This window comes from Rhodoglobus galactosidasius (assembly GCF_054957775.1).
Window position 1 is genome coordinate 1 of record NZ_JBQIAV010000010.1, and the last position, 24,222, is coordinate 24,222.

Below are 24,222 nucleotides of genomic sequence, written 5' to 3' on the forward strand. Positions count from 1 at the left end.
AGGAAGAAGCCGAGCCGAGCTACTACGACACCAACACAACAGCCGAAGAAGGCCTTTGGGCCAGATCAGGATGGGCCGGCCGGGCATGACACGCCCAAAGCCATCCACACGTTTTGGCCTATAAGCCAAAATTAGCTATTTCTACTTGGGGATAACTTGGGGATAACTCCTCCAACTCGCCGGAAACATTGTTGATCACCAGACTCGTTCTGTGGAATCGAGAATTCTTGTTGTTCGAGTTTCCACGACTGAGTGAACATTTCTCCCCATGTCGTCAACAACTCACACGGTTGTAGTTTCCAGTAGTTACAGGAAATCCGATGAGTTATTCACAGAATCCACAACGGTTAAGAGTGTGACCTTTAACTAATGAAATTTGAATCCCCAATAACCTGTGGTTCGCAAGTGGATGGGCTGTGCCAGTATTAACGGCCAGAGCTTAATCCGGTTAGGGGTAGTTCATGAAGTTTCAGGTTAATCGTGATGTCTTCAGCGAGGCGGTTTCGTTTGCAGTCAAGCTGCTGCCGCAGCGTACGACGCTGCCCATTTTGAGCGGTGTGCTGATCGAAGCGACCGATGAAGGTCTGACGCTGTCGTCGTTTGACTACGAAGTTTCCGCTCGAACCCAGATTACAGCTGAAGTTGATGAGCCTGGTCGTGTGTTGGTTTCCGGCAAGCTCCTTGCAGAGATTGCAAGCCGACTTCCCAATGCCCCCGTGCGTTTTAGTACAGAAGACAACAAGATCACCATTGCCTGTGGCACCGGTCACTTCACCCTGTCGAGTATGCCGGTCGAAGAGTATCCGACACTTCCTCAAATCTCCGACCGTGTGGGAACGCTCAAGGCAGATCTCTTCTCAGCAGCCATTGCCCAAGTCGCTGTTGCCGCATCACGAGATGATGTCACCCCGGTCATCACCGGAGTACAGCTCGAAGTCTCACAAAATAATATTTCGCTCGTCGCCACCGACCGTTACCGTGTCGCCGTGCGTGACATCGAATGGGATGCCGGCGAATCCGGTGTCGAGTCGGCTACCGCACTTGTTCCCGCAAAGACTCTCGTGGAGGTCGGAAAGACGTTCGGAAACAGCGGAGAGATTTCAGTCGCTATTACGAGCACTGACGAACGCGAGCTAATAGCGTTCCAGGCGGACAAGAAAACAGTTACCTCGTTGCTCATCAAGGGCAACTTTCCACCGGTCCGCAGGCTCTTTCCCGAGACTGTGGATAACTTTGCCGTGATGAACACGGCCGAGCTCATCGAAGCGGTTCGACGAGTGTCGCTCGTGCTAGAGCGTGAAGCTGCTCTTCGGTTTACCTTCACCACGGAAGGTGTCACCCTCGAAGCCATCGGATCCGAACAGGCCCAAGCATCCGAGACCATCGATGCGTTCCTGACTGGCGATGACACTGTCGTTTCGCTCAAGCCTCAATTTTTGATCGACGGTCTCAGTTCGGTGCACTCCGAGTTCGTACGCATTTCGTTCACGAAGACGGAAAATCCGAACAAGCCTGGCCCTGTTCTCATCACAAGCCAGTCGTCAAAAGACCAACCAGGCAGCGACAACTACAAGTACTTGCTGCAACCCAACCTGTTGTTGAGGTAACTCATGGCTGACACCACACACGTAGGAATAATTGGGCTCGGCAAAATGGGCGGAAACATGCGTGAGCGCATGCGGTCCAAAGGTCTTACCGTCACCGGGTATGACCCCAACCCCGAGGTTAGCGATGTCGCGAAACTCTCTGACCTCGTGGATGCGCTGCCGGTACCGCGAATTATCTGGGTGATGGTTCCCTCCGGCGCTGTTACAGATTCTGTAATTACAGAGGTGGAAGCCTTGCTCGATGCCGGTGACCTTGTGATCGACGGCGGAAACACGCGCTTCACTGACGATGAGATTCATCGTGAACAACTTGCTGCCCGCGAAATAGCATTTGTGGACGTTGGAGTTTCCGGCGGAATCTGGGGCCTCGAGAACGGTTATGGGCTCATGGCTGGCGGAGCAACATCCGATATCGAGCGAGCAATGCCGATCTTTGATGCGCTTCGCCCCGAAGGACCACGCAACGAAGGATTCGTTCATGCCGGCCCGGTTGGTGCTGGACACTATGTGAAGATGGTGCACAACGGCATCGAATATGCCCTCATGCAGGCGTGGGCTGAGGGATTCGAACTCCTCGACAGCCGCAAGGACCTTGTAAAAGACGTGCCCGGGTCATTCAAGGCCTGGCAGCGCGGAACAGTTGTGCGCTCCTGGTTGCTCGAGCTGCTAGTCAAGGCGCTCGAAGAAGATCCAGATTTTGCCGATATCGCGGGCTATGTCGAAGATTCGGGGGAGGGCAGATGGACTGTGCACGAGGCACTGAATCAGGCCGTCGCTGTGCCAACAATCAGTGCCGCAATCTTCGCTCGGTTCGTTTCACGCCAAGACGATTCGCCGTCGATGAAGGCGGTTGCTGCTCTCCGCAACCAGTTCGGCGGGCATAGCGTCCGCGAGAGTTAAGCTTTCGTTGCGATGCTTATAACCCATGTTGAGCTTAAAGATTTTCGTAATTACGAGACTCTCGGGCTAGAACTCAGTTCTGGCCCGACCTTGATTATCGGCTCTAACGGTCAAGGAAAAACGAATCTCGTCGAAGCGTTGGGGTTTCTCAGCAGTCTAAGTTCACACCGGGTCTCTACCGATCACGCGATGGTTCGGCAGAACATGGATGCGGCGATCATCCGAGTGCGACTGGAACATAACGAGCGAAAGTTCTTGGCTGAAGTGCAGATCAACCGCACCGGTGCCAACCGTGCACAGATCAATCGCTCGGCAATTCGCACGCGAGAACTTCCTCGCTACTTCTCGAGCGTATTGTTTGCTCCCGAGGATCTTTCTCTAGTTCGCGGAGAGCCATCGGGGCGCCGCAGGTTCATCGACGACCTTCTTGTGCTGCGCTCTCCTCGGTTCAGTGGTGTGATGTCTGATTACGAACGTGTGGTCAAACAGCGAAATATGCTACTGAAGTCGGCGCGAGCATCCGGTGTGCGTGATACCCAACTCAGCACTCTCGATGTGTGGGATGAGCGGCTCGTGGAATTCGGCGCGGAAATCATTAGCGCTCGCAGTGCACTTGTTGCGGATTTGAGTCCCGAGGTATCCAACGCATATGAACGAATCGTTGGTGCGGATCATGGTGCCTCACTGGCTAATTCACTCAGCATCATCTCGCGCCAGGATGATTCCGACAGCACTGTAGCGACTAATGAGGTTGGCGAAGTAATTTCGGTCGCTGACGCGACAACCGCATTCACGACGGCACTCGAGTCGGTGCGCAAGGCGGAGCGTGACCGCGCCATAACGCTGGTCGGTCCCCACCGCGACGACCTCATTTTCGGCCTCAATGGCCTGCCGGCGCGCGGTTATGCGAGCCATGGTGAATCGTGGTCGTTTGCCCTTGCCCTAAAGCTGGCATCGGCCGAGCTTCTTCGGCGGGATTCCGCTGCGGGTGACCCGGTGTTAATTTTGGATGATGTGTTTGCCGAACTCGATCAGTCGCGTCGCGAAAGGCTTGCCGCATCAATCTCGGGCTTCGAGCAGGTTCTGATCACCGCAGCAGTGTTTGGGGATGTGCCGGAGAGTCTTGCGGCGAACGTCATCCAGATCCGTGCCGGGAAGGTGGTCATCGATGAATGATCGCGATCCTGCCGTTGATGAACACGTTGCTGTCTATTTGCGGTTCCGAGAAGTTTTTGGTGATCCGACGAAGCGCTCGTACATGGCACGCAAGCGCGACCAAAAGCAGCCGGGAACGAGTGTTCCTTTTGCTCCCGGCCGCGATCCGCACGGACTCGGCGATGTAATGGATAGCCTCACAAACAACATGGGGTGGAGTTCTCCACTGGCTCGCTCTGAGCTGATGTTGGGGTGGCCGAAAATTGTTGGCGAAGAGACTGCAGAGCACTCTGAACCGGTCGGAATCGAAGAGGGTGTACTCATCGTGCGCTGTGATTCGACAGCCTGGGCCACGCAGTTGAGGTTGATGCGTTCACGCATCTCAACCACGATCGCGCAGCAGTACCCAGAAGCGGGAGTCGACTCGGTGCGCTTTGAGGGCCCGAACGCCCCTTCGTGGAAAAGAGGCCCCAGATCAATTCCAGGCCGGGGCCCGCGCGATACTTACGGTTAGCAAGGCAAATTAGGTCACGCGACTAAAGAAACTCCCGTAGAACGCAATTTGGCCGCCGCCAGCTCGCGGAATTTGGTAGAATAGCGGGAGCCGTCAGACGCACCTCCTTCTGGAGTACCAGCTCTGAATGGCGAGTGTGAACTAGCGGCAGGAGCCTAACTTCAGATGACATCGACGCCCGAAAACGACGTGCCCGAGAATTCGATAATTTCCACCGGTCATGTTGCCGCTGATAGCTATGGCGCCGATCAAATCCAGATCCTTGAGGGTCTCGAAGCGGTTCGCAAGCGCCCCGGTATGTACATCGGTTCTACCGGTCCCCGCGGTTTGCACCACCTCGTATACGAGGTCGTCGACAACTCCGTTGATGAGGCTTTGGCCGGCTACTGCGACACCATCAACGTTTGGCTTCGCAAAGACGGTTCCATTCGGGTGCGCGACAACGGTCGAGGCATCCCCGTTGATCTCAACCAGCAGGAGCAGAAGTCCACGGTTGAGGTCGTGATGACCATGCTGCACGCCGGCGGAAAATTCGGCGGCAGCGGTTATGCGGTATCCGGTGGTCTTCACGGTGTGGGTATTTCGGTTGTTAACGCGCTGTCCGCCGAAATCGACACCGAGGTTCGCCGACAGGGTCACGTCTGGCGAATGAGTTTCGCCAACGGTGTGCCCACGAGCCCACTCGCCCAGGGCGAAAGCACTGACGAAACCGGAACCCAGCAAACCTTCTGGCCAAGCAAAGAGACTTTTGAGACCGTTGAGTTTGATTTTGAAACTCTGCGTGCGCGCTTCCAGCAGATGGCCTTCCTTAACAAGGGACTGCGCATCACCATCACCGACGAGCGCGGTGAAGAAGAAACCAGCGAAAGCTACATGTATGAGCGCGGCTTGGTCGACTACGTCGAGTACCTCAACAAGACCAAGAAGAACGAGCTCATCCACCCCGATGTTATTGCGTTCGAGTCAGAGGATAAAGAAAAACGCATCTCTCTCGAGGTCGCGATGCAGTGGACCGCCGGCTACACCGAAAGCGTTCACACCTACGCGAACACGATCAACACCCACGAGGGTGGAACTCACGAAGAGGGCTTCCGTGCAGCACTGACCACTCTCGTCAATCGCTATGCGCGTGAGAAGAACATCATCAAGGAGAAAGACGAAAACCTCTCCGGTGATGACGTTCGTGAAGGTTTGACGGCAGTCATCTCGATCAAGCTCGGTGAACCGCAGTTCGAGGGCCAGACCAAGACCAAGCTCGGCAACACTGAAGCGAAGGCATTCGTTCAACGCATCGCCGGTCAGCAGCTCGGTGACTGGTTCGATCGCAACCCCACTCAGGCGCGCGATGTCATCCGCAAGGCTATTCAGGCATCCCAGGCACGGCTCGCTGCACGCAAGGCTCGCGAGCAAACTCGCCGTAAGGGCTTGCTCGAGTCGAGCGGAATGCCCGGAAAGCTTCGCGACTGCTCGAGCAAAGACCCTTCACTTTCTGAGATTTTCATGGTTGAGGGTGACTCGGCTGGCGGTTCCGCAGTTCAGGGCCGCAACCCAGAGTTCCAGGCGATCCTTCCGCTGCGAGGCAAGATCCTCAACGTAGAAAAGGCGCGCCTCGATCGTGCGCTCGGCAACGCCGAAGTTCAGGCCATGATCACGGCATTCGGTGCCGGTGTTGGCGAAGACTTCGACCCTGAGAAAGCTCGGTACCACAAGATTGTTTTGATGGCCGATGCGGATGTCGACGGCCAGCACATTACGACGCTGCTGTTGACCCTGTTGTTCCGTTACATGCGCCCACTCATCGATTTGGGTTACGTCTACCTTGCGCAGCCACCGCTGTACCGACTCAAGTGGAGCAACGCCCAGCACGAATACGTATACAGCGATGCTGAGCGTGACGCTCTCACGGAGATGGGCCTCTCGGCAGGTAAGCGCATGCCAAAGGACAACGGCATCCAGCGTTATAAAGGTCTTGGTGAGATGGACTACAAGGAACTGTGGGAAACCACGATGGACCCCGCCACCCGCACCTTGCTTCAGGTCACTTTGGATGACGCGGCTGCCGCCGACGATATTTTCTCGACCCTCATGGGCGAAGACGTTGAGTCTCGCCGAAACTTTATCCAGCGCAACGCCAAAGACGTCCGCTTCTTAGACATCTAGCTCGAGCAGAGCACTCGGCGCCCGCATTCGCGACTGATACAGACTGGAACTGAAACTCAATGGCTGACGAAGAAACTCCGAAGAAGACCTTCGAAGACGCGCCCCTTGATACGCGTCACGACAAGATTAACCAGGTTGATCTCCAACTGGAGATGCAGCGCTCATACCTCGACTACGCAATGAGCGTCATCGTGGGCCGTGCACTTCCTGAGGTGCGGGATGGATTGAAGCCCGTGCACCGTCGCGTTATCTACGCGATGTATGACGGCGGCTACCGCCCAGACAAGGGTTTCTCCAAGTGCACCCGTGTCATCGGTGATGTCATGGGCCAGTTTCACCCGCACGGTGACTCGTCTGTTTACGACGCGCTTGTACGTTTGGTTCAGCCGTGGAGCCTTCGATACCCGCTGGCTCTTGGCCAGGGCAACTTTGGTTCGCCCGGTAACGATGGTGCTGCTGCCCACCGTTACACCGAAACCAAGATGGCCCCGTTGGCCATGGAAATGGTTCGGGATATTGAAGAAGACACCGTCGACTTCCAAGACAACTACGACGGCCGCACGCAAGAGCCGACAGTTCTCCCCAGCCGCTTCCCGAACCTGCTCGTCAATGGTTCCGTGGGCATCGCGGTCGGTATGGCCACGAACATCCCGCCGCACAACCTCCGCGAGGTTGGCGAGGGTGCACTCTGGCACTTGGCTCACCCTGAGGCCACTAAAGAGGAACTCATTGAAGCGTTGATTCAGCGCATCAAGGGCCCCGACTTCCCGACCGGTGCACAGATCTTGGGCATCAAGGGGATTCAGGATGCGTACCGCACGGGCCGTGGTTCGGTCACGATGCGTGCCGTAGTGAACGTCGAAGAGCTGCAGGGTCGCACCTGCCTCGTTGTCACCGAGCTGCCGTATCAGGTAAACCCCGACAACTTGGCACTGAAAATTGCCGACCTGGTCAAGGATGGCAAACTCGCCGGCATCGCCGACATCCGCGATGAGACCTCGGGTCGCACCGGTCAGCGGCTGGTTATCGTGCTCAAGCGCGACGCCGTTGCAAAGGTTGTTCTCAATAACCTCTACAAGCACACGCAGCTGCAGGAAAACTTCGGCGCGAACATGCTCGCGATCGTTGACGGCATCCCACGCACGCTGTCGGTTGATGGATTCATCACCGCATGGGCAACTCACCAGATCGAAGTGATTGTTCGCCGCACCGCGTTCCGTCTGCGCAAGGCCGAAGAGCGCGCTCACATTTTGCGCGGCTACCTCAAGGCGCTCGACGCGCTCGACGATGTTATTGCACTAATTCGTCGTTCGGCGACTGTGGAGGATGCCCGTGAGGGGCTCATCACTCTGCTTGAGATCGACGAGATTCAAGCACGCGCCATTCTCGATATGCAGTTGCGTCGGCTTGCTGCCCTCGAGCGTCAGAAGATCATCGACGAGCACGACCAGCTCGAGCGCGAGATCGTTGAGTTCAAGGCGATCATTGCCAGTGAACAGCGCCAGCGTGACATCGTCAGTGAAGAACTCACCGACCTACTCGCCAAGTACGGCGACGACCGCCGCACCGAGATCATGCTGGGTTTCGATGGCGACATGAGCATGGAAGACCTCATCCCCGAAGAGGAGATGGTGGTCACTGTTACGCGCGGCGGCTACGTCAAGCGCACCCGCAGCGACAACTACCGTAGCCAGCACCGCGGTGGCAAGGGAGTCAGGGGTGCCCAGCTGCGCGCGGATGACATTGTCGATCACTTGTTTGTCACGACCACCCACCACTGGTTGCTGTTCTTCACTAACACCGGTCGCGTGTACCGGGCGAAGACGTACGAACTTCAAGAGGGTGGGCGCGACGCGAAGGGCCAGCACGTTGCCAACTTCTTGGCGCTGCAGCCTGGCGAAGAGATTGCACAGATCCTCGACATCCGTGACTACCAAACATCCACCTATCTCGTACTTGCAACGCACAAGGGTCTGGTCAAGAAGACCGCTCTGGCGGAGTACGACACTAACCGCAGTGGCGGGATCATTGCCGTAAACCTGCGCGAGGGCGATGAGCTCGTCTCGGCGATGCTCGTCGAGAGCTCCGACGATGTCTTGCTGGTATCTCGCAAGGGAATGTCGATTCGGTTCACGGCATCGGATGAGGCTCTGCGCCCGATGGGGCGTTCAACCTCGGGTGTGATGGGGATGAGCTTCCGTGAGGATGACCGTCTGCTCAGTGCAAGCGTCGTTCCTGATAGTGGCTACGTATTCGTGGTCACCGAGGGCGGCTTCGCCAAGCGCACCTCTGCCGATCAGTACCGTGTTCAGGGCCGCGGCGGCCTGGGCATCAAGGTCGCCAAATTGGATGGTGCACGCGGCGATCTCGCGGGCGCCTTGATGGTCGGCGACGAGGATGAAGTTCTAGTGGTTCTTGCCAGTGGCAAGGTGGTACGCTCTTCTGTCGCTGAGGTTCCGGCCAAGGGCCGTGACACTATGGGCGTTGTCTTCGCTCGCTTTGCAGCCGAAGACAAGATCATTGCTATCGCACGAAATAGCGAACGAAATCTAGAAAACAAAGAACGTGAAGCTCAAGACGATAGCGTTCTGAGCGAAGATGCCCCTGCTGGGAAGGACGAGTCGGTAGATGAGTAGTGTCGCAGAGAAGTTGCAGCGCAAGTCGCAACGTCAAACATCGGTAAAACAGGTTCGACTCAAGCTGGTCTACATCGACTTCTGGTCAGCAGTTAAATTTTCGTTCCTAGTGGCGATATCGCTCGGAATTGTTCTTGTTGTAGCAACGATGCTCGTGTGGATCGTTCTCAATTCCACAGGCATCTTTGGCAACTTGGACAGCATTTTTCGGGACGTTCTGACTCAGGACAGCAACTTCAGTGTGACGAGCTCGTTCTCGTTCGGCCAGGTTGCTCTGTTCTCGGTTGTTGTTGCGTTGCTCAACACTCTGGTCGGTACAGCGCTGGGTGCGATTGCGAGTATGCTTTATAACTTCAGCGTTCGACTGACCGGTGGAATCCTCGTGGGTTTCACTAACAACTAGTCGATTACGTCAAACGGACAAGATGCGATACTCTCGTATCTGCCCAACGGGGGTATAGCTCAGGCGGTTAGAGCGCTTCGCTGATAACGAAGAGGTCCGTGGTTCAAGTCCACGTACCCCCACGGGAATCTTCACAAGAGATTCCTTAATTGGGGCCTTAGCTCAATTGGTAGAGCGCCTGCTTTGCAAGCAGGAGGTCAGGGGTTCGATTCCCCTAGGCTCCACAGTGTGATGTCTCAGGACATTGTGAATGGCTGAACCCCCGGTTTCGGGGGTTCAGCCATTCTTCGTTGGGGCTGCTAGCGCTGCTTCGAGTCGAGGGCACAGAGGCGGCGGTGGCTGGAATTTCTCGGTTCAGGGCGCGCTGCGGGCGTTGCTGGTTGCCGCAGTCGCCGAACGAGTCCAGGATCCACTGACGGCCCTGATGAGAACTTCGTACTTGCTCACCGCTCACGACAAAAGAACCCGGCCGATGGCCGGGTTCTTCTGTTTGGTTGTGCCAGCAGTCAGGCGTTCCCGCTATGCGGTGGGACGGCTGGAGTGTGAAGCCCTCGTATGGAACCGCCTGACGAAGATGACCGTTGCGCCGGTGATCACGAGCAAGAGCGCCACCAGTAATGGTCCCGCAGGGTCGGTGCCGGTCGCCGCTAGGGTGGCGTCTGCCGCAATTACGGATGCAGAAGCTATCGTGAGCGTGTACGTTGCGGTCGAATCCGGTGCTGTCCCGTTACTCGCAGTCACGGTAAAGGTGAATGACCCACTTGTCGTGGGAGTGCCGGAGATCACTCCGGTAGTCGCGTCGAGTTGGAGACCTGCCGGAAGCGAACCGGATGTCACGGTGAACGTGGGAGCGGGTGTCCCGGTCGCAGTAATCGTGTGCGTGTACGGTGTGCCGGCTGTAGCGGAAGGCGGTGCGGTCGAACTGATTACGGGACTTGTAGAGATTGCGCCGAAGGTAGCACTGCAGCCTGTTGGCACGGTGACCTGATTGGTATCGAGGGTAACCGCCCCCGTCCTCGCCAACAGTCGGCCCTCGATGCTCGCGCTGGTGACAGCAGTGATGGATTGCTGTGCCATGATCGTGCCGACGAAGAAGGAGTTATCTCCCAGCGTGGCCGAGCTTCCGACTTGCCAGAAAACGTTACACGCAGTGGCGCCCCCGGTGAGGGTGATGGTGCTGACAGAACTAGTGATAAAGGTACTCTCCGCCTGAAACACCCACACGGATGACGCGCTGCCGTCTAGAGTGAGGTTTCCTGAAAGGGAGAGTTCACCGCCAGCATAGACACCCGGGGTGAGGGACCGGCCAGTGAGATCGCCGAGACCGGATTCGGTCGGTGTCAGACTGGCCGCGGCATTGAACGCGGTCGTCAGGTCGCTCTGCGCTTGGGCGGCAACCGCATCTGCCACGTGTTCGGTGCCAGTAAAGGTGCCGTTCGGTGGAGTACTGAAGCCGGTGATCGAGGTGCCAGGACTGACCCCAATGTCGCCGGTGATTACCGACGGCCCGGTGTTCGTCAGACTGCTTGCAGCGAGAACGCCGAACGGCGCCGCTGCACCGAGGTCGATTGGACCATCGATCGTTGTCGCGGCTTGGGATGGCCCAACACCCAGCAGAACTAAGCCGATAGCTACCGTTAGGACGGTCGTCGCGAATAGGCCGCGTCTGATTAAGAAATGGTTGTTACTCAAGAGAGCCCCCCCCGCGTTCGAACAGGTAATTGGCTCTACAGAAAGACACCCCTGTGCGTAGCCCCCGTCGCTGGATAATAGCACATTGATCGGTTTTGACGCGATAAATCTAAATTTGTTCTGAGTACTGCGCTCGAGCTCGAGCACGAGCGGCAAAAGTAAGTTCAGGCCCGGTTCGAAGAGAACCGAGCCTGAACTTACTAAGAGGTTTTGGGGCTACGCCGTATGCGGCGACTGAAGACTATGCTGCCTCTGCTTCGTCGTCGATCCACAGGTCGTCGTCGGCGCGCAGCGTCTGCCATGCGGCGTACGCGACACCGACAGCAGCGACAACACCGATGCCGATGAGCACGTAGCGACCGAATCCGGCTGACTTGGGCTGCGGCTTGACGAGGCCGGTCTTTTCACCGGCGGTCGCGGCGAGGCCGGATACGCGAGCAAAAGCATCCCGAACCTGCTGGTTCTTGGCGACTTCGAGTGCGGCAAGCGCTGTGCCGAGCGCTGACGTGACAGCGGGCAGAACATCGCCCTTGATCTTGCTCTTGGTGCTTTCAGCCGCTGAGCGGGCACCAGCGATCGATGACGACACAACGGGCTTCACTCGAGAGTCGAGAGTGTTGTGAATCTTGGGGCTGACCTCTTCACGGGCGTAGTTAGCGGCCTGGTGGCTCGCCTCACGTACGACTGCAGAAGCGTGCTCAAGCAGTTCCCTCTGATCAGTCCACAGGTCTTCGGCTTGACCCCTTAAGCGTTTGAGTTCTTTCCGGCGTTTGCGAGTTAGTGCCACGGGAAACCTCCAAAGATGGTCGAACAGTTCTCCCATACTGCCACGCTGGGTTCAGAGTGCGCACTGCTTTGCCTGTGAGCACCCTGAGTAACCCGGATCGTGGGCACAGGTTGGTTATGTAAGAATTGACCTTATGTCTCAACACACCGCCGTTGCCACAATTAAGACAAACCTCGGAGAAATCCGTCTCAACCTTTTCGGCAATCACGCGCCGAAGACTGTTGCCAACTTTGTAGGTCTCGCTAAGGGCGAGATCGAGTGGACTCATCCGTCCACAGGCCAGAAGACCACTGCGCCTCTTTATGACGGCGTTATCTTCCACCGCATCATCAAGCAGTTCATGCTTCAGGGTGGCGACCCGCTCGGTAAGGGAATCGGCGGACCCGGCTACAACTTCGACGACGAGATCCACCCCGAGCTCAACTTTTCGGCCCCCTACATTCTTGCGATGGCAAACGCCGGCACGCGTGGAGGAAAGGGAACGAACGGTTCGCAGTTTTTCATCACCACCGTTGCCACCCCATGGCTGCAGGGCAAGCACACGATCTTCGGCGCCGTAGTCGATGACGAGTCCAAGAAGGTTGTCGACGCGATCGAAGCTGTTGACACCGATGGTGGCGACAAGCCGCTCAAGGACGTCGTTATTGAGAGCGTCACGATCGACGAGGTCTAACCTTCGTGACGTCATCGCCGGATGCCAGCGGCAATAATTGCTATCGGCATCCAGATCGGCAGAGTTATACCCTTTGCCAGCGATGTGGGCGCACCGTATGCCCCAGCTGCCAAACACAGGCAACTGTGGGCGTACATTGCCCAGAATGCATCAAAGAGGCTCGCGCTAACGGGCCCAAGCGCAAGCCGATTCTTGTACGGGCGGCTCGCGCCTCAACTGGCAAACCGGTCGTCACGTACACGCTGATTGCGCTGACGGTTGCGGTATTTCTGCTGCAGATCATCCCTGGCAGCCCTGTGACGTTCGCGCTCATCTACTTCCCTGTGCTCACAGAGTTTGAGCCGTGGCGCATGATCACTTCTGCGTTTCTTCACTCGACGAACTCGATTTTTCATGTCGGGTTCAACATGTTTACGCTGTTCATCTTCGGCAGGGTTCTCGAGATACCACTCGGCCGTGCACGCTTCCTCGCGCTCTATCTGATTAGCGCGCTAGGCGGTTCGGTGGCAGTGCTACTGATGGCGGAGCCGCGGTCAGCCGTGCTCGGAGCATCCGGTGCCATCTTCGGAATCGTGGCTGCGTTCTTTGTGATTCAGCGACGCATGGGCGTGAACAATCGCGTGCTGCTGATCGTTCTCGTCATCAACCTGGTTGCCGGGTTTATTCCCGGGCTCAACATTTCATGGCAAGCCCACGTGGGCGGTCTCGTCACGGGTGCGCTTCTTGCACTCATCTTCTTGCGCCAACGCAACAAGGTCTCGGCAATTCCCGAGGTCGCGCTGGTCGCGCTGACTGTCGTTGGCCTGATCGCCGTGACTCTCGTGCGGATCTTAGTTCTATAAGTGACTAAAAGTTATCCACAGGGTTATTAACACTGGGTATAACTACACGCGTGTAATTTCTAGCGCCAGCGGGTGGTCATCAGGAATCCCACGAAAAGGATGCCGAAGCCCACGAGAATGTTCCAGTTGCCGAGCGAGGCGATAGGAAATTGCTGGTTGCTGACGTAGAACACAATGATCCACGCAAGGCCGATCAGCATGAAGCCAAACATGACGGGTTTGAACCACACCGCGTTGGGTGCATCCTCAGCTGGACGCGACGGTGAGTTTTCTACAGAGTTACGGGCCATGCAAAATATTCTAGCCGGTACGCACTGAGTGCCGGTTGGCCGCGCGGAAAGCGAGCAGCCACTGCACGTAGAATTGTCGTTATGGTTCTCGAAGACGGTCGGCGAATACGCCGCGGCGCGAAGCCGCCCCGCCCTGTCTCCGTCATCGGAATCCTTGGTGAAATCTTCATTACCGCCGGCGTCATCGTGCTGCTCTTTCTGGTGTGGCAGACCTGGGTGAATAACATTGTTATGAGCAACGCCCAGCAAGACGATGCTCAAGAACTGAGCCAAGAATGGAACAAGGGCGAAGCGACCAAGCTCGCCCCTGACGAGCGCGCCGACCCTGGTGTTCCCGTTGTAGCCACAGCGCCTGCACAGGCGGTCGCTTTCGGAACGCTTATTGTTCCCCGATTCGGTGCTGACTACGCGCGCCCGATCGCCGAGAGCGTGAGCCTCCAGCAAGTGCTCAACACCCAAGGTGTTGGGCATTACGCGGGAACCCAGATGCCGGGAGAAATCGGCAACTTCGCGGTAGCCGCACATCGCACCGGTTTCGGCGACCCCTTCCTTGACATCGACAAACTTCAGCTCGGCGACAGCCTCTACGTTGAGACTGAAGCAGGCTGGTATCGCTACGTGTTCCGATCGCTCGAATATGTTCTGGCAACCGGTGTCGGCGTTCTCAACCCTGTGCCGCAGTTCGATGGGGCTGTCGCGAGCGATCGCCTCATGACATTGACAAGCTGCAACCCGATCCACACTGCCGACGAACGCATTATCGCCTACGCCGTCTACGACACCTGGTACCCGCGCTCAGAAGGCGCACCAAGCGAGATCGCGGCAATCGCCCAAAACCTTGAAGGAGCTGGCTAATGTACGCTGCCCTCTGGCGTGTGCTTCCCGGACCAACGATCGTACGCATCCTGATCCTGCTGCTGTTGGTCGCGGCAATTGTGGCCGCACTCTTTGTGTGGGTGTTCCCCTGGGTGCTGCCGTTCGTGACCCCGCTGGATGCGACGGTGCAACAGTGACCCGCATCCTCGTCGTGGACAACTACGACAGCTTTGTTTACACGCTCAACGGTTACCTGCTTGAGCTGGGCGCCACCACCGAGGTGCTGCGCAATGACGCATTCAGCGCGGATGATGCGGCCGATGCAATTGCTGAATACGACGCTGTGCTGCTCTCGCCCGGTCCCGGCACCCCTGCCGCCGCTGGAGTGAGCATCCCGATCGTGCACGCGGCTCTCGCGTCAGGTCAGCCGCTCTTGGGAGTGTGCTTGGGCCACCAGGCAATCGCTGAAGCACTCGGCGCGACCGTCACGCACGCCGATGAGCTGATGCACGGTAAGACGTCGCATATCGAGCACGACGACAGCCTCATCTTTCGTGACATGCCGCAGCCATTCACGGCCACCCGCTATCATTCGTTGGCGATTGTCGATGGCACGGTTCCCGATGAACTGCAGATCACCGCGCGCACGCCCGGTGGAGTGATCATGGGAGTGCAACACGAGACTCAGCCGGTGTACGGCGTGCAGTTTCATCCAGAGTCGGTGCTCACCGAGGGCGGTTACCTGATGCTCGGCAACTGGTTGTCACGCGTGGGCATGCCCGATGCACCAGCATTAGCCAAGACGCTGACGCCACTCGTTCATAACTAAGAACCGTCTGCGGCCACCGCGGTTGCGGTGCTGCTGTGCCTGCCGTGCCGCTAGCGCCAAAAGTACCAGCCGCGTAGATTATCCGGCGCAGTACTGCAACGTGACTGAGGACTTTTGTGGCTGATCGCCGATGATCGACTGGTAGTTCACAGTGTTACCTGAGCAACTGAAGTCTGCGGTTAGCCTGACGCTCAGCTGAAGAGCCGTGAGCGTGGTGTTAGCTTCGCCAATGTCTTTGCCTGTGACAGACGGAATTTTAACCAAACCGTTCGAGACTACGAGGTTCACTGTCTCACCTTCACGGATGACCGTGCCGTCGGAGGTGCGCTCCGCATCTCCGCGCGGGTCAGAACTAATGACGGTGCCCTTCGTGAGGTTGGGCGAATACGTTTGCGAACTTGTGCCATAGACGAGTCCGGCAGACTCCAACAGCTTGATCGCGGCAGCCTCTTGCATATTACTGACGTTGGGAACCGTCACTGTAGCGCGGCCCTGCGAGACAACTACTTCAATTTCGAGCCCGGGCGGCACCTTTTGTCCTGGACCCGGATCGGTGCGGATGATGACATCCTCGTCGACGGTTTCACTGGCCTGGTTGATGCGCTTGGGAACGAGGCCAACCTCTGTGAGCAGCGCTTCACCCTCGTCATAGGTCATGCTGGCAATATCTGGCACATCCACGGCACTCGTTCCGCTGAGGTGTGCTGTGTCCAGACTGAAGGCCCAGACCACAACGGTGACAATGACGACAGCCATCAGTGCGATGCCACCCCAGATCCACGCAACCGGTGGACGATTCTGGGTGCGAGGCGTGCGATCATTTTGGTCGACCGCAAGCTGGCGGAAGGTCGCATCGCTACCAGCAGTCGCGTTCGGGTTTACCCCAAACAGTGTTGCGGTGAAATCGGTGGATGCCAGCTGCTTGCGCGCCGGAACAGCACCGGCCGCCGCTGCCTCAACATCGGTGCGGAACTCTGCCGCACTTTGGTAACGGTCGAAGCGATCCTTGGAGAGCGATCGCAGCACAACGGCATCGAGGGCGGGAGACACCGCCGCGGTGGACGTGCTTGGCGGAATCGCCTCGGAGTTGACGTGCTGGTACGCCACCGCGACCGGGTTTTCTCCGGTGAACGGGGGTTGCCCGGTGAGAAGTTCGAACAGAACGACGCCGGTGGAATAGAGATCGGAGCGGGCATCCACACCTTCGCCGCGTGCTTGCTCTGGCGAGAAGTACTGCGCGGTGCCGACGATGGCACTGGACTCGGCGATGGTGGCGGCCGAGTCGGAGACGGCACGGGCGATGCCGAAGTCCATGACCTTCACTTGGCCACCCGTGGTGACCATGATGTTGCCTGGCTTGATGTCGCGGTGCACAACACCTGCGCGGTGCGAGTACTCCAGCGCAGTAAGAACCTGCGAGACGATTCGGGCAGCTTCGGCGGGAGCGAGAGCGCCTTCGGCAACGATGTCTTTCAGTAGACGACCGTCGACGTATTCCATGATGATGAACGGGATGAGCGTCTCGTGCCCCGAGGGGTCGATGACTGACTCTTCGCCCGCATCAAAAATGCGCACAATCGTGGGATGCGCCATCTTTGCTGCATCGTGAGCTTCGCGACGAAAACGGGTGCGGAATGCAGGATCGTTGGCCAGTGAGGGCTTGAGTAGCTTGATCGCTACCCGACGCCCGAGCCGTGAATCCATGCCAAAATGAACATCGGCCATACCGCCGTGGCCGAGCAATTCGCCAATTTGGTATCGCCCAGCGAGCTGGCGTACGCCCTGTGCAACGCCTTCGCTCACTAGTGACTCTCCTGTATATTGTCGCGGAAACTACCGCCTCAGTCTATCCGCTGCCTCCAGGGACAGTGGCTCACTCAACGGTGACGATGACGGGTTCTGACGGGGGCGATTCCATGTCTGTGCATAGTGCGCTGTACGTGATTGTCGTCGTCTCCCCTGACGTTGCGGGGAGCTGGATATCGAACCCAGAGCTGTTCGGATCCTGCCGGGAAGAGCCTGTGTCGGGTCCGCCCTGAATGAGGAAGTTGAACCCCGAGAGTGGATGACCGGCGGGGCATCCCTGATAGGTCGCCCACTTCACGGTCACAACAGCATCTGGGGCGTAGGGACCCGCCGGTTCAAGGGAGTTCGCCTGTGGCTGGGTCGGTGTCGGCGTGACCGCGACCTTGTCGTAGAAGTGAACCGTGATGGTCTCGCCCTTTTTGACGTTGCCAATTGGGGTTGCTTGGTACGAGAGTCCGACCTGTTCGGAGGTTTCTGCAGCTTTACCCAGCTGCGCGTCGAGTTTGAGTTCTTTGTCCGCGAGAATCGACTCAACTGCGCCTTGCGTGCGACCGAGCAGTTCATCTTCGGTGAGCTCAACCCTTTCGGTAGTGGGCGTCGCTGACGGCGTCGACGCACTCGAGGTGGGGGCAGCGCTGGAGGAGGTGTTCTGGACAGGTTCTTCATCATCTTGAGGTGCCAACAGAGCGATGATCGCACCGATCAACACAACAGCAAGCAAGGAAATGAGCGCGACGATCGGCCAGGTCCACGGATTGCGCTTCTTCGGCTCTTCGACAGTTTCGGTCGAGGTGACGCCTGCAACACCAGCAGCGCCCGCAGTGGTGAGAACGCGCGTTGCTTGGGTGGCGTTACCGTAGTTGAGTCCAACGGTGGCGGCGTGAGAGTTGTCGCCCAAGATTCCGGGCACAGCGGCGGCGGCGGCGGCAACGTCCCCACGACGCAACGACTGTGCTGCACGGGAGAGATGCGAGGCGGATGCCGGACGATCGCCGGGCGACTTAGCCAGGCAGGCGTACACAAGGTTGCGAACCGGTTCGGATACTGTCATTGGCAACTCAGGCGGAGTCTCATTGATCTGAGCCATTGCGATCGCGACTTGCGATTCACCCGTGAAGGGTCGACGACCGGCAAGGGCTTCGTAGGCGACAATACCGAGCGAATAGATGTCGGTCGTGGGCGAAGCGGGGTGGCCGCTGGCCTGCTCGGGAGACAGGTACTGCACTGTTCCCATGACCTGACCGGTAGCGGTGAGCGGCACCTGATCGGCAATACGGGCGATACCGAAGTCGGTAATCTTTACACGGCCTTCTGGCGTGATCAGCAGGTTTCCGGGCTTGATGTCACGGTGTACGAGGCCGGCGGCGTGAGCAGCCTGGAGCGCGGCAGCGGTTTGGGCCACCATGTCGAGCACACGGTCGGGGTCGAGCACGCGTTCGCGTTCGATGATGGCACTGAGTGCTTCACCGGGAACGAGCTCCATGACGAGGTAGGCGCTGCCGTCTTCTTCGCCATAGTCAAAGACGTTGGCGATGCCCTCGTGGTTGACGAGTGCGGCGTGACGCGCTTCGGCACGGAAGCGCTCCAAGAATCCCGGGTCACCGAGGTACTCGTCCTTGAGGATCTTGATCGCAACCGTTCGACCGATCACGAGGTCTGTGGCCTGCCACACCTCGCCCATGCCACCAATCGCTACGCGACTGGAAAGCTGGTATCTGCCCCCGAATGTGAGCCCGCTGGTCGGTCTCATCTGTTTAGCACCGCCTCTAGTACTTGACGCCCAATTGGTGCGGAGATGCCGCTTGAGGTGCCGGACTGTCCAAGCCCACCACCATCTTGGACAACTACCGCCACTACAACTTCTGGATCATTTGCCGGCGCGAATCCAGTGAACCATAACGTGTACGGTTCCCCTTCTCCGTTCTGTGCTGTGCCGGTTTTACCTGCGACCTCGACCCCATCTATTCTGGCACTGCTCGCGGCACCGTTATTGACCCCATCCACCATCATCTGGGTGAGTGCGGCCGCGGTTTGCGGGCTGAGCGCCTGACCAAACAGTGTCGGATCAAAGGACTGAATAGTTGTGAGATCGGATGCCATGATGCTCTCAACAAGATTGGGTTGCATCAGTGTGCCGCTGTTGGCGATGGCCATTGACACCATTGCCATTTGAAGCGGGGATGCGCGAACGCTGGATTGACCGAATGCCGAGAGCATTGTCTGCGGGCGGTCGAGTGCGCGAGGGTAAACACTCTCGGTCGAATCGAGAGGAACCGAAACGCTCTCGTTGAACCCGAACTTATTGGCCTGGTCGCGGATGGTTGTCGCGCCGAGTGCGTCACCCAACTGTGCGAATGGGATGTTGCATGAAAGACGGATGGCGGTAGCAATCGTTGCCGTGCTGCCGGAGCCACAAGTGCCCCTGTCGGCGTTGCTGATCTTGAACGTGCTCTCGGGCAACTGCAGTTCTGCTGGGTTCGGGAATGAGCTGTCGGCCGTGAACTCGCCGCTCTCTAGGGCGGCCGCAGCGACGACTAGCTTGAAGGTGGAACCGGGAGGGTCCAACGGGCCAGCAAGTGTGCGGTTGAAGAAGGGGGCATTCGGATCGTTGAGGAGGCGCTCGTAGGCATCGATCACAGCAGTGGTGTTGTGTACGGCAAGCTCGTTGGGGTCGAAGGTCGGCTTCGACACCATGGCAAGGATCTCGCCAGTCTTGGGCTTGATCGCGATGACCGCACCCTTGTCGTCGCCGAGAGCATCCCATGCCGCCTGCTGAATAACAGGATCAATGGTTAGCTCAACTGCGGCACCGGTGGGGTTTTGACCGGTGAGAATCGAGTTGACCTGATCGAAGAACTGATCGTTGGATGACCCACTCAAGTAGTCGTTGAGCGAACTCTCAAGACCGGTGTTGCCCTGATTGAGCGTGAGGTAGCCAGTGATGGGCGCGTAGAGCTCGCCCTTCGGGTACACCCGCAAGAACTTGAACTCGTCATCGACGGGTTCTGAGAGAGCAATGGGCTCGCCATCGACGAGGATCGGACCACGCTCGGCCGAGTAGCTTGCATAGAGAGTGCGCACATTGCGACCATCCGCCTGCAGGCTGTCTGCGGTGACCACCTGAATTATAGAGCTCGAGATAAACAAGCTCACGAACATGAGCAGCACAACGGTGCTCACACGCTTGAGTTCGCGGTTCATTGTCCAACCACCAATCGGTTCTCGATGGACGGCTCAATAACCAGTTGCGGTTGGTGGCGCACCGTATCGGACAGTCGAAGCAACAACGCCGCAATGATCCAGTTGGCAACGAGCGAAGAACCGCCGGCAGCCAAGAAGGGTGTTGTGAGTCCGGTCAGTGGGATCACTCGAGTGACACCACCGATGACAACGAAGACTTGCAGGGCGATCACGAAAGCGAGACCGACACCCAAGAGGCGGCCGAAATCGTCTTGACCGGCAAAGCCGATGCGGAATCCACGAGACACAAACAGAAGGTACAGCGCCAAAATTGCGAAGATGCCGATAAGGCCCAACTCTTCGCCGAGTGCAGAGATGATGTAGTCGCTTTCGGCGAGGGGAGTGATCTGGGGGCTGCCGCGTCCAAGACCAGTGCCAATAAGCCCGCCGTCTGCGAGACCAAACAATCCCTGCACTAGCTGGTAGCTGCCGCCCGTCGCATTGTAGACATCCGGGTTGAAAGGATCGAGCCAGGCATCGATGCGACCAGCGATGTAGGTCAGGAAGCGGCTGGCAACGAAGGCGCCCCCCAAGAACATGGCCATTCCGAGCAGGATCCAGCTGGAGCGGCCCGTGGCGACATAGATCATCACAAGGAACAGTCCGAAGTAGAGCAGGGCGGTACCCATGTCGCGTTGGAAGATCAACACCAGCATGGATGCCACAAAGACCACGATGATTGGGCCGAGATCGCGGGCACGGGGGAACGTCATGCCCAACACTTTGCGACCCACCATGGAGAGCGAGTCGCGTGCCGACACCAGGTATCCGGCGAAGAAGACGGCCAACGCAATCTTGGCGAGCTCGCCTGGCTGGAACGAGAACGCACCAACCTCGACCCACAAGCGTGCACCGAATCGCGTTGCACCGATCCCGGGCGCGAGGGGCAACAACAGAAGGGCAATACCACTGAACATGGCGATGTAGCGGTATCGCTGCAGCACCCGATGATTCTTGATGATGAGCAGAACCGCCATCGCGATGACGATGGCAATAGCCGTCCACGTGATCTGGCGGACGCCGCCGCTCGACCAACCCGTGGTCTCATTGGCCAAGTCGAGTCGGTAGATCATTGCGATGCCGAGCCCATTGAGCACGGTGATGATCGGCAGAATCAGCGGATCGGCATCCCGAGCAGTGATCCGCAAAGTGATGTGCATCGCGAAAACAAGCACCCCGAGCAGTCCGGAGAGGCCCAGCACGGTGAAGCCGAGATGTCCGATTGCGCCCAGTTGAACGAGAGCAATCGATCCGAGGTTGATAGCGACCGCAAGAATCACCAGCAGCAGCTCAAGATTGCGCAGCCGAGCAGGCACCCGCAGCTTGAGGCGGATGCTTTCGGTAATCGCTCGCGGGCCGGCCGAAGCCGAGGCGCGAACGTCGTGGTTAGGGGACTCGAGCATCAGACAACAATCTCACTATGCGGCGGGCATCGTCGAGGTCGCGCGCGTTGATCGTGTTCTCGACACTGGCGCGGCGATAGAGGGGCAGATCCACAACTCGTACATCGGTGATTTGGTAGACGTGCGACATCGAGATGGGGCCGATGTCTTGCTGCACACCCTGATAAATCGCGACCTGACCATCGTCGGCACCCACGTAGTACTGCAGTTGCGTGTACTGGTAGCCGCCGACGAGCCCGCCAACAATTGCGGCGACAGCGATCGTGATGAATGCGATCCAGGAGATGCGGCGACGGCGAACCCGGCGACGGTCTTCACGGATGATTGCTTGGTAGTACTCGTCAGACTCGGGTTCGAAGTGGCTGTCGTCTGGCTGCGTTGCCTTCAGCGGGTGTAGCAGCAGGTTGGGAAGACGAACCGGCTTCTTCGCGATTGAAGGCTCGAATGAGAGTGGAGATGCGGCCGCACCAACCATGATCGGTGGTGTGCGTGCCGACGTCTCGTCATCGCCGATATCGACAAGTACAACGGTGACATTATCGGGGGCACCCTGATCGAGGCTGGCCTGAACGAGACGTTCGGTAGCAGCATCCGCATCGGTGACGCGGCGCAAGGTTGCCGCAATCTTGTCTTCAGCGACAAAACTGCTCAAACCATCGGAACACAACAGCCAACGGTCGCCCGGCTTGGTATCAAAAACTTCGGTATCGATTTCGGGAGACGCATCCACATCGCCTAGGACACGCATCAACACTGACCGACGCGGATGCACGGCCGCCTCCTCTTGCGTGATGCGACCGCTCTCGACCAGACGTTGCACGAACGTGTGGTCGTGGGTGACCTGCGTCATTGTGCCTTCGCGCAGCAAGTAGATGCGCGAATCACCGATGTGCGCCATGGCCATCTTGTTGCCAACACGCACCATGCCACTGACCGTTGTGCCCATACCGGTGAGCTCGTTGTGCTCAATAACCGTCTCAGACAGGATGTTGTTGGCTGCGAGTAGAGTGTCGTGCAGGATTTCTGCTGCTTCTTCTGCGCTCGTAAAAACCCGGTCAGCTTCAACAACGTGCTTGACGGTGATCGCTGAAGCTACATCGCCACCAGCGTGACCGCCCATGCCGTCCGCGACAATAAAGAGGTGGCTGCCGGCGTAAGCAGAGTCCTGATTATTTGTGCGGACACGACCCACGTGGGATGCGGCAGCACTGTTGCCCGACATGGCCATCCAATTACCGTCGCAGTTCGAAGCTGGTAGTGCCGATCTTGATCGGCGTATTCAGCGGAATCGGCGTTGGAACGCTCACACGCTGGCCAGCCAAAAAGGTGCCATTAGTGGAATCAAGGTCCTGAACAACCCAGCTATCAGCCCAGCGCAACAGGCGGGCGTGATGGGTCGACGTGTAGTCATCACGAATCACCAAACCAGATTCGCTCGAACGACCGATCGTCAGCTGCTCATCGGGCAGCGAAATCTCAAGACCCTCTTTGGAGCCAGACACGATCACAAGGCGCGTGGCATCGAGAGAGTTGCCGACGGCGGGAGCCGGTGCCACGGGTCGGGTGGGCTGTGCGGCGGCGGGAGCTGAAGGCGCTGGCGCCTGAGATGTGCTTTGCACGGGCATTCGGCGCACCTTCTCGCCGAAGAGGTCGGAGCGTAGTGCGTAGACGATGGCGAAGATGAAGCCCCACATGATGGCGAGGAAGGTGACGCGCAACAGCAGGAGGGTTAATTCACTCATAGGGTGAACCCCCGGTCGTCGCGGCGATCAGAGGGCTGGTCGACATCTGCGGATTGGGCAAGCACACGGAATACGATACGGGTTCGACCGATATCTATCACGGATTCTGGCGCGAGTGGTGCGCGAGAAACAGGAGATCCGTTCAATTTGGAACCATTTGTGGAGTTGAGGTCGTTGACTTCGGCTCGTGTCCCGTCCCACAAGATTTCGACATGTTTGCGCGAGATACCGTTGTCGTCGACGGTGATGTCGGCTTCGCTGCCGCGTCCAATGATGGTGCGTGAGTGTGTGAGTGGATGCCGTGTGCCATTGATCTCGAGCACGGGCGTCCAGGCGACGGTGCCTTCGACACTTACCGAGTCCACTTCGATCATTCCCTCGCTGAGGGAGTCGTCGGGGGCGAGGGTGATGGTGATTCCGCCAGAAAATGAGTAGCGCTGGGTCGTGGCGTGGCGCTGCACGAGTTCGGTGAGCTCGGAGATAAGCGTTGACCCGAGCCCGGACATCCGTTCGTAGTCGCCTTGGCTGAGGCGCACGCTGAAGTTGTTGGGTACGAGGATACGGTCGCGTGAGACTACGGCGGCCTGCGTGTCGAGTTCGCGGCGCAGGGCGCTGGTGATTTCGACGGGTTGCAGTCCACTTTTGAAGGTCTTGGCGAATGCGCCGTTGACGGCACGTTCGAGACCTCGCTCAAAGTTGTCCAGAAGACCCACAGCTCTCCTTGTAA

General features: G+C 58.1%; 22 protein-coding genes and 2 tRNA genes. 14 read left to right on the plus strand and 10 right to left on the minus strand.

Annotated features, from left to right (window positions below; translation table 11 throughout):
- Window positions 1-461 precede the first annotated feature (461 nt).
- The 9 genes from dnaN (at window position 462) to ACTJJW_RS12490 (ending at window position 9,599) form a co-directional block, all read left to right on the plus strand.
- Window positions 462-1,607 carry a DNA polymerase III subunit beta gene (dnaN, locus tag ACTJJW_RS12450; protein ID WP_462645117.1) on the plus strand — a complete coding sequence of 382 codons (1,146 nt, stop codon included), beginning with the start codon at window positions 462-464 and terminating at the stop codon, window positions 1,605-1,607.
- A 3-nt stretch (window positions 1,608-1,610) separates the two neighbouring features.
- Window positions 1,611-2,507: a phosphogluconate dehydrogenase (NAD(+)-dependent, decarboxylating) gene (gene gnd, locus ACTJJW_RS12455; protein WP_462645119.1), complete on the plus strand. Its 897-nt coding sequence runs from the start codon at window positions 1,611-1,613 to the stop codon at window positions 2,505-2,507.
- A 12-nt stretch (window positions 2,508-2,519) separates the two neighbouring features.
- Window positions 2,520-3,683, plus strand: coding sequence for a DNA replication/repair protein RecF (recF, locus tag ACTJJW_RS12460; RefSeq protein WP_462645121.1), 1,164 nt, complete (start codon window positions 2,520-2,522; stop codon window positions 3,681-3,683).
- Window positions 3,676-4,176, plus strand: a complete 501-nt coding sequence (locus tag ACTJJW_RS12465; protein ID WP_462645122.1) for a DciA family protein — start codon at window positions 3,676-3,678, stop codon at window positions 4,174-4,176. Before recF ends, ACTJJW_RS12465 begins: the two co-directional genes overlap by 8 nt.
- Window positions 4,177-4,341: 165 nt before the next feature.
- Window positions 4,342-6,336 (plus strand): DNA topoisomerase (ATP-hydrolyzing) subunit B, encoded by a 1,995-nt coding sequence (gene gyrB, locus ACTJJW_RS12470; protein WP_462645124.1) that lies wholly within the window; start codon window positions 4,342-4,344, stop codon window positions 6,334-6,336.
- Window positions 6,337-6,395: 59 nt separating this feature from the next.
- Window positions 6,396-8,972: a DNA gyrase subunit A gene (gene gyrA, locus ACTJJW_RS12475; protein ID WP_462645126.1), complete on the plus strand. Its 2,577-nt coding sequence runs from the start codon at window positions 6,396-6,398 to the stop codon at window positions 8,970-8,972.
- Window positions 8,965-9,375 carry a DUF3566 domain-containing protein gene (locus ACTJJW_RS12480; RefSeq protein WP_462645128.1) on the plus strand — a complete coding sequence of 137 codons (411 nt, stop codon included), beginning with the start codon at window positions 8,965-8,967 and terminating at the stop codon, window positions 9,373-9,375. The genes gyrA and ACTJJW_RS12480 overlap by 8 nt, the downstream gene beginning before the upstream one ends.
- 48 nt (window positions 9,376-9,423) lie before the next feature.
- A tRNA-Ile gene (locus tag ACTJJW_RS12485) sits at window positions 9,424-9,497 on the plus strand.
- Between the two features lie 29 nt (window positions 9,498-9,526).
- A tRNA-Ala gene (locus tag ACTJJW_RS12490) sits at window positions 9,527-9,599 on the plus strand.
- Between the two features lie 295 nt (window positions 9,600-9,894).
- Here the strand turns inward: ACTJJW_RS12490 and ACTJJW_RS12495 are convergent.
- Together ACTJJW_RS12495 and ACTJJW_RS12500 are read right to left on the minus strand one after the other, a co-directional pair.
- A complete protein-coding gene (locus ACTJJW_RS12495) occupies window positions 9,895-11,067 on the minus strand; it encodes an ice-binding family protein (RefSeq protein WP_462645130.1) in 1,173 nt (390 codons plus the stop codon).
- A 241-nt stretch (window positions 11,068-11,308) separates the two neighbouring features.
- Window positions 11,309-11,854 carry a hypothetical protein gene (locus ACTJJW_RS12500; RefSeq protein ID WP_462645131.1) on the minus strand — a complete coding sequence of 182 codons (546 nt, stop codon included), beginning with the start codon at window positions 11,852-11,854 and terminating at the stop codon, window positions 11,309-11,311.
- A 133-nt stretch (window positions 11,855-11,987) separates the two neighbouring features.
- On the opposite strand from ACTJJW_RS12500, the gene ACTJJW_RS12505 reads away from it, so the two are divergent.
- The gene (locus ACTJJW_RS12505) at window positions 11,988-12,527 is read left to right on the plus strand and encodes a peptidylprolyl isomerase (RefSeq protein ID WP_462645133.1); all 540 of its coding nucleotides are present in this window, start codon (window positions 11,988-11,990) and stop codon (window positions 12,525-12,527) included.
- A 125-nt stretch (window positions 12,528-12,652) separates the two neighbouring features.
- Window positions 12,653-13,369 (plus strand): rhomboid family intramembrane serine protease, encoded by a 717-nt coding sequence (locus ACTJJW_RS12510; protein ID WP_462645135.1) that lies wholly within the window; start codon window positions 12,653-12,655, stop codon window positions 13,367-13,369.
- A gap of 59 nt (window positions 13,370-13,428) precedes the next feature.
- Here the strand turns inward: ACTJJW_RS12510 and ACTJJW_RS12515 are convergent, their stop codons facing one another.
- On the minus strand, window positions 13,429-13,659 hold the full coding sequence (locus tag ACTJJW_RS12515; protein ID WP_462645137.1) for a cell division protein CrgA: 231 nt from the start codon (window positions 13,657-13,659) through the stop codon (window positions 13,429-13,431).
- Window positions 13,660-13,740: 81 nt separating this feature from the next.
- Here ACTJJW_RS12515 and ACTJJW_RS12520 point away from each other — a divergent pair, with 81 nt between their 5' ends.
- Genes ACTJJW_RS12520 through ACTJJW_RS12530 form a run of 3 tightly spaced genes read left to right on the plus strand, consistent with a single transcriptional unit; the run spans window position 13,741 to window position 15,304 of the window.
- Entirely contained in the window at window positions 13,741-14,514 is a 774-nt protein-coding gene (locus ACTJJW_RS12520; RefSeq protein WP_462645139.1) for a class E sortase, read from the plus strand.
- The gene (locus ACTJJW_RS12525) at window positions 14,514-14,672 is read left to right on the plus strand and encodes a hypothetical protein (RefSeq protein WP_462645140.1); all 159 of its coding nucleotides are present in this window, start codon (window positions 14,514-14,516) and stop codon (window positions 14,670-14,672) included. Before ACTJJW_RS12520 ends, ACTJJW_RS12525 begins: the two co-directional genes overlap by 1 nt.
- On the plus strand, window positions 14,669-15,304 hold the full coding sequence (locus ACTJJW_RS12530; RefSeq protein ID WP_462645142.1) for an anthranilate synthase component II: 636 nt from the start codon (window positions 14,669-14,671) through the stop codon (window positions 15,302-15,304). Before ACTJJW_RS12525 ends, ACTJJW_RS12530 begins: the two co-directional genes overlap by 4 nt.
- A 78-nt stretch (window positions 15,305-15,382) precedes the next feature.
- Here the strand turns inward: ACTJJW_RS12530 and pknB are convergent, their stop codons facing one another.
- The 7 genes from pknB to ACTJJW_RS12565 all read right to left on the minus strand — a co-directional run bounded on the left by pknB (window position 15,383) and on the right by ACTJJW_RS12565 (window position 24,208).
- Window positions 15,383-17,107: a Stk1 family PASTA domain-containing Ser/Thr kinase gene (pknB, locus tag ACTJJW_RS12535; RefSeq protein ID WP_462645143.1), complete on the minus strand. Its 1,725-nt coding sequence runs from the start codon at window positions 17,105-17,107 to the stop codon at window positions 15,383-15,385.
- Window positions 17,108-17,177: 70 nt separating this feature from the next.
- Window positions 17,178-18,860: a protein kinase domain-containing protein gene (locus ACTJJW_RS12540; protein WP_462645145.1), complete on the minus strand. Its 1,683-nt coding sequence runs from the start codon at window positions 18,858-18,860 to the stop codon at window positions 17,178-17,180.
- Window positions 18,857-20,311, minus strand: coding sequence for a peptidoglycan D,D-transpeptidase FtsI family protein (locus ACTJJW_RS12545; RefSeq protein ID WP_462645147.1), 1,455 nt, complete (start codon window positions 20,309-20,311; stop codon window positions 18,857-18,859). Before ACTJJW_RS12545 ends, ACTJJW_RS12540 begins: the two co-directional genes overlap by 4 nt.
- Entirely contained in the window at window positions 20,308-21,753 is a 1,446-nt protein-coding gene (locus ACTJJW_RS12550; RefSeq protein WP_462645148.1) for an FtsW/RodA/SpoVE family cell cycle protein, read from the minus strand. The genes ACTJJW_RS12545 and ACTJJW_RS12550 overlap by 4 nt, the downstream gene beginning before the upstream one ends.
- Window positions 21,737-22,981 carry a Stp1/IreP family PP2C-type Ser/Thr phosphatase gene (locus tag ACTJJW_RS12555; RefSeq protein WP_462645150.1) on the minus strand — a complete coding sequence of 415 codons (1,245 nt, stop codon included), beginning with the start codon at window positions 22,979-22,981 and terminating at the stop codon, window positions 21,737-21,739. The genes ACTJJW_RS12550 and ACTJJW_RS12555 overlap by 17 nt, the downstream gene beginning before the upstream one ends.
- Window positions 22,982-22,985: 4 nt before the next feature.
- Window positions 22,986-23,495: an FHA domain-containing protein FhaB/FipA gene (locus ACTJJW_RS12560; RefSeq protein WP_462645152.1), complete on the minus strand. Its 510-nt coding sequence runs from the start codon at window positions 23,493-23,495 to the stop codon at window positions 22,986-22,988.
- Window positions 23,492-24,208 (minus strand): FhaA domain-containing protein, encoded by a 717-nt coding sequence (locus ACTJJW_RS12565; RefSeq protein ID WP_462645154.1) that lies wholly within the window; start codon window positions 24,206-24,208, stop codon window positions 23,492-23,494. Before ACTJJW_RS12565 ends, ACTJJW_RS12560 begins: the two co-directional genes overlap by 4 nt.
- Between the last annotated feature and the right edge of the window lie 14 nt (window positions 24,209-24,222).

What these genes read in the sequence shown, in the direction of transcription:
- dnaN (WP_462645117.1), top strand. Translation starts at nt 462, where the DNA reads ATGAAGTTTCAGGTTAATCGTGATGTCTTCAGCGAGGCGGTTTCGTTT.
- gnd (WP_462645119.1), top strand. Translation starts at nt 1,611, where the DNA reads ATGGCTGACACCACACACGTAGGAATAATTGGGCTCGGCAAAATGGGC.
- recF (WP_462645121.1), top strand. Translation starts at nt 2,520, where the DNA reads ATGCTTATAACCCATGTTGAGCTTAAAGATTTTCGTAATTACGAGACT.
- ACTJJW_RS12465 (WP_462645122.1), top strand. Translation starts at nt 3,676, where the DNA reads ATGAATGATCGCGATCCTGCCGTTGATGAACACGTTGCTGTCTATTTG.
- gyrB (WP_462645124.1), top strand. Translation starts at nt 4,342, where the DNA reads ATGACATCGACGCCCGAAAACGACGTGCCCGAGAATTCGATAATTTCC.
- gyrA (WP_462645126.1), top strand. Translation starts at nt 6,396, where the DNA reads ATGGCTGACGAAGAAACTCCGAAGAAGACCTTCGAAGACGCGCCCCTT.
- ACTJJW_RS12480 (WP_462645128.1), top strand. Translation starts at nt 8,965, where the DNA reads ATGAGTAGTGTCGCAGAGAAGTTGCAGCGCAAGTCGCAACGTCAAACA.
- ACTJJW_RS12505 (WP_462645133.1), top strand. Translation starts at nt 11,988, where the DNA reads ATGTCTCAACACACCGCCGTTGCCACAATTAAGACAAACCTCGGAGAA.
- ACTJJW_RS12515 (WP_462645137.1), bottom strand. Translation starts at nt 13,659, where the DNA reads ATGGCCCGTAACTCTGTAGAAAACTCACCGTCGCGTCCAGCTGAGGAT.
- ACTJJW_RS12520 (WP_462645139.1), top strand. Translation starts at nt 13,741, where the DNA reads ATGGTTCTCGAAGACGGTCGGCGAATACGCCGCGGCGCGAAGCCGCCC.
- ACTJJW_RS12525 (WP_462645140.1), top strand. Translation starts at nt 14,514, where the DNA reads ATGTACGCTGCCCTCTGGCGTGTGCTTCCCGGACCAACGATCGTACGC.
- ACTJJW_RS12540 (WP_462645145.1), bottom strand. Translation starts at nt 18,860, where the DNA reads ATGAGACCGACCAGCGGGCTCACATTCGGGGGCAGATACCAGCTTTCC.
- ACTJJW_RS12545 (WP_462645147.1), bottom strand. Translation starts at nt 20,311, where the DNA reads ATGAACCGCGAACTCAAGCGTGTGAGCACCGTTGTGCTGCTCATGTTC.
- ACTJJW_RS12550 (WP_462645148.1), bottom strand. Translation starts at nt 21,753, where the DNA reads ATGCTCGAGTCCCCTAACCACGACGTTCGCGCCTCGGCTTCGGCCGGC.
- ACTJJW_RS12555 (WP_462645150.1), bottom strand. Translation starts at nt 22,981, where the DNA reads ATGGCCATGTCGGGCAACAGTGCTGCCGCATCCCACGTGGGTCGTGTC.
- ACTJJW_RS12560 (WP_462645152.1), bottom strand. Translation starts at nt 23,495, where the DNA reads ATGAGTGAATTAACCCTCCTGCTGTTGCGCGTCACCTTCCTCGCCATC.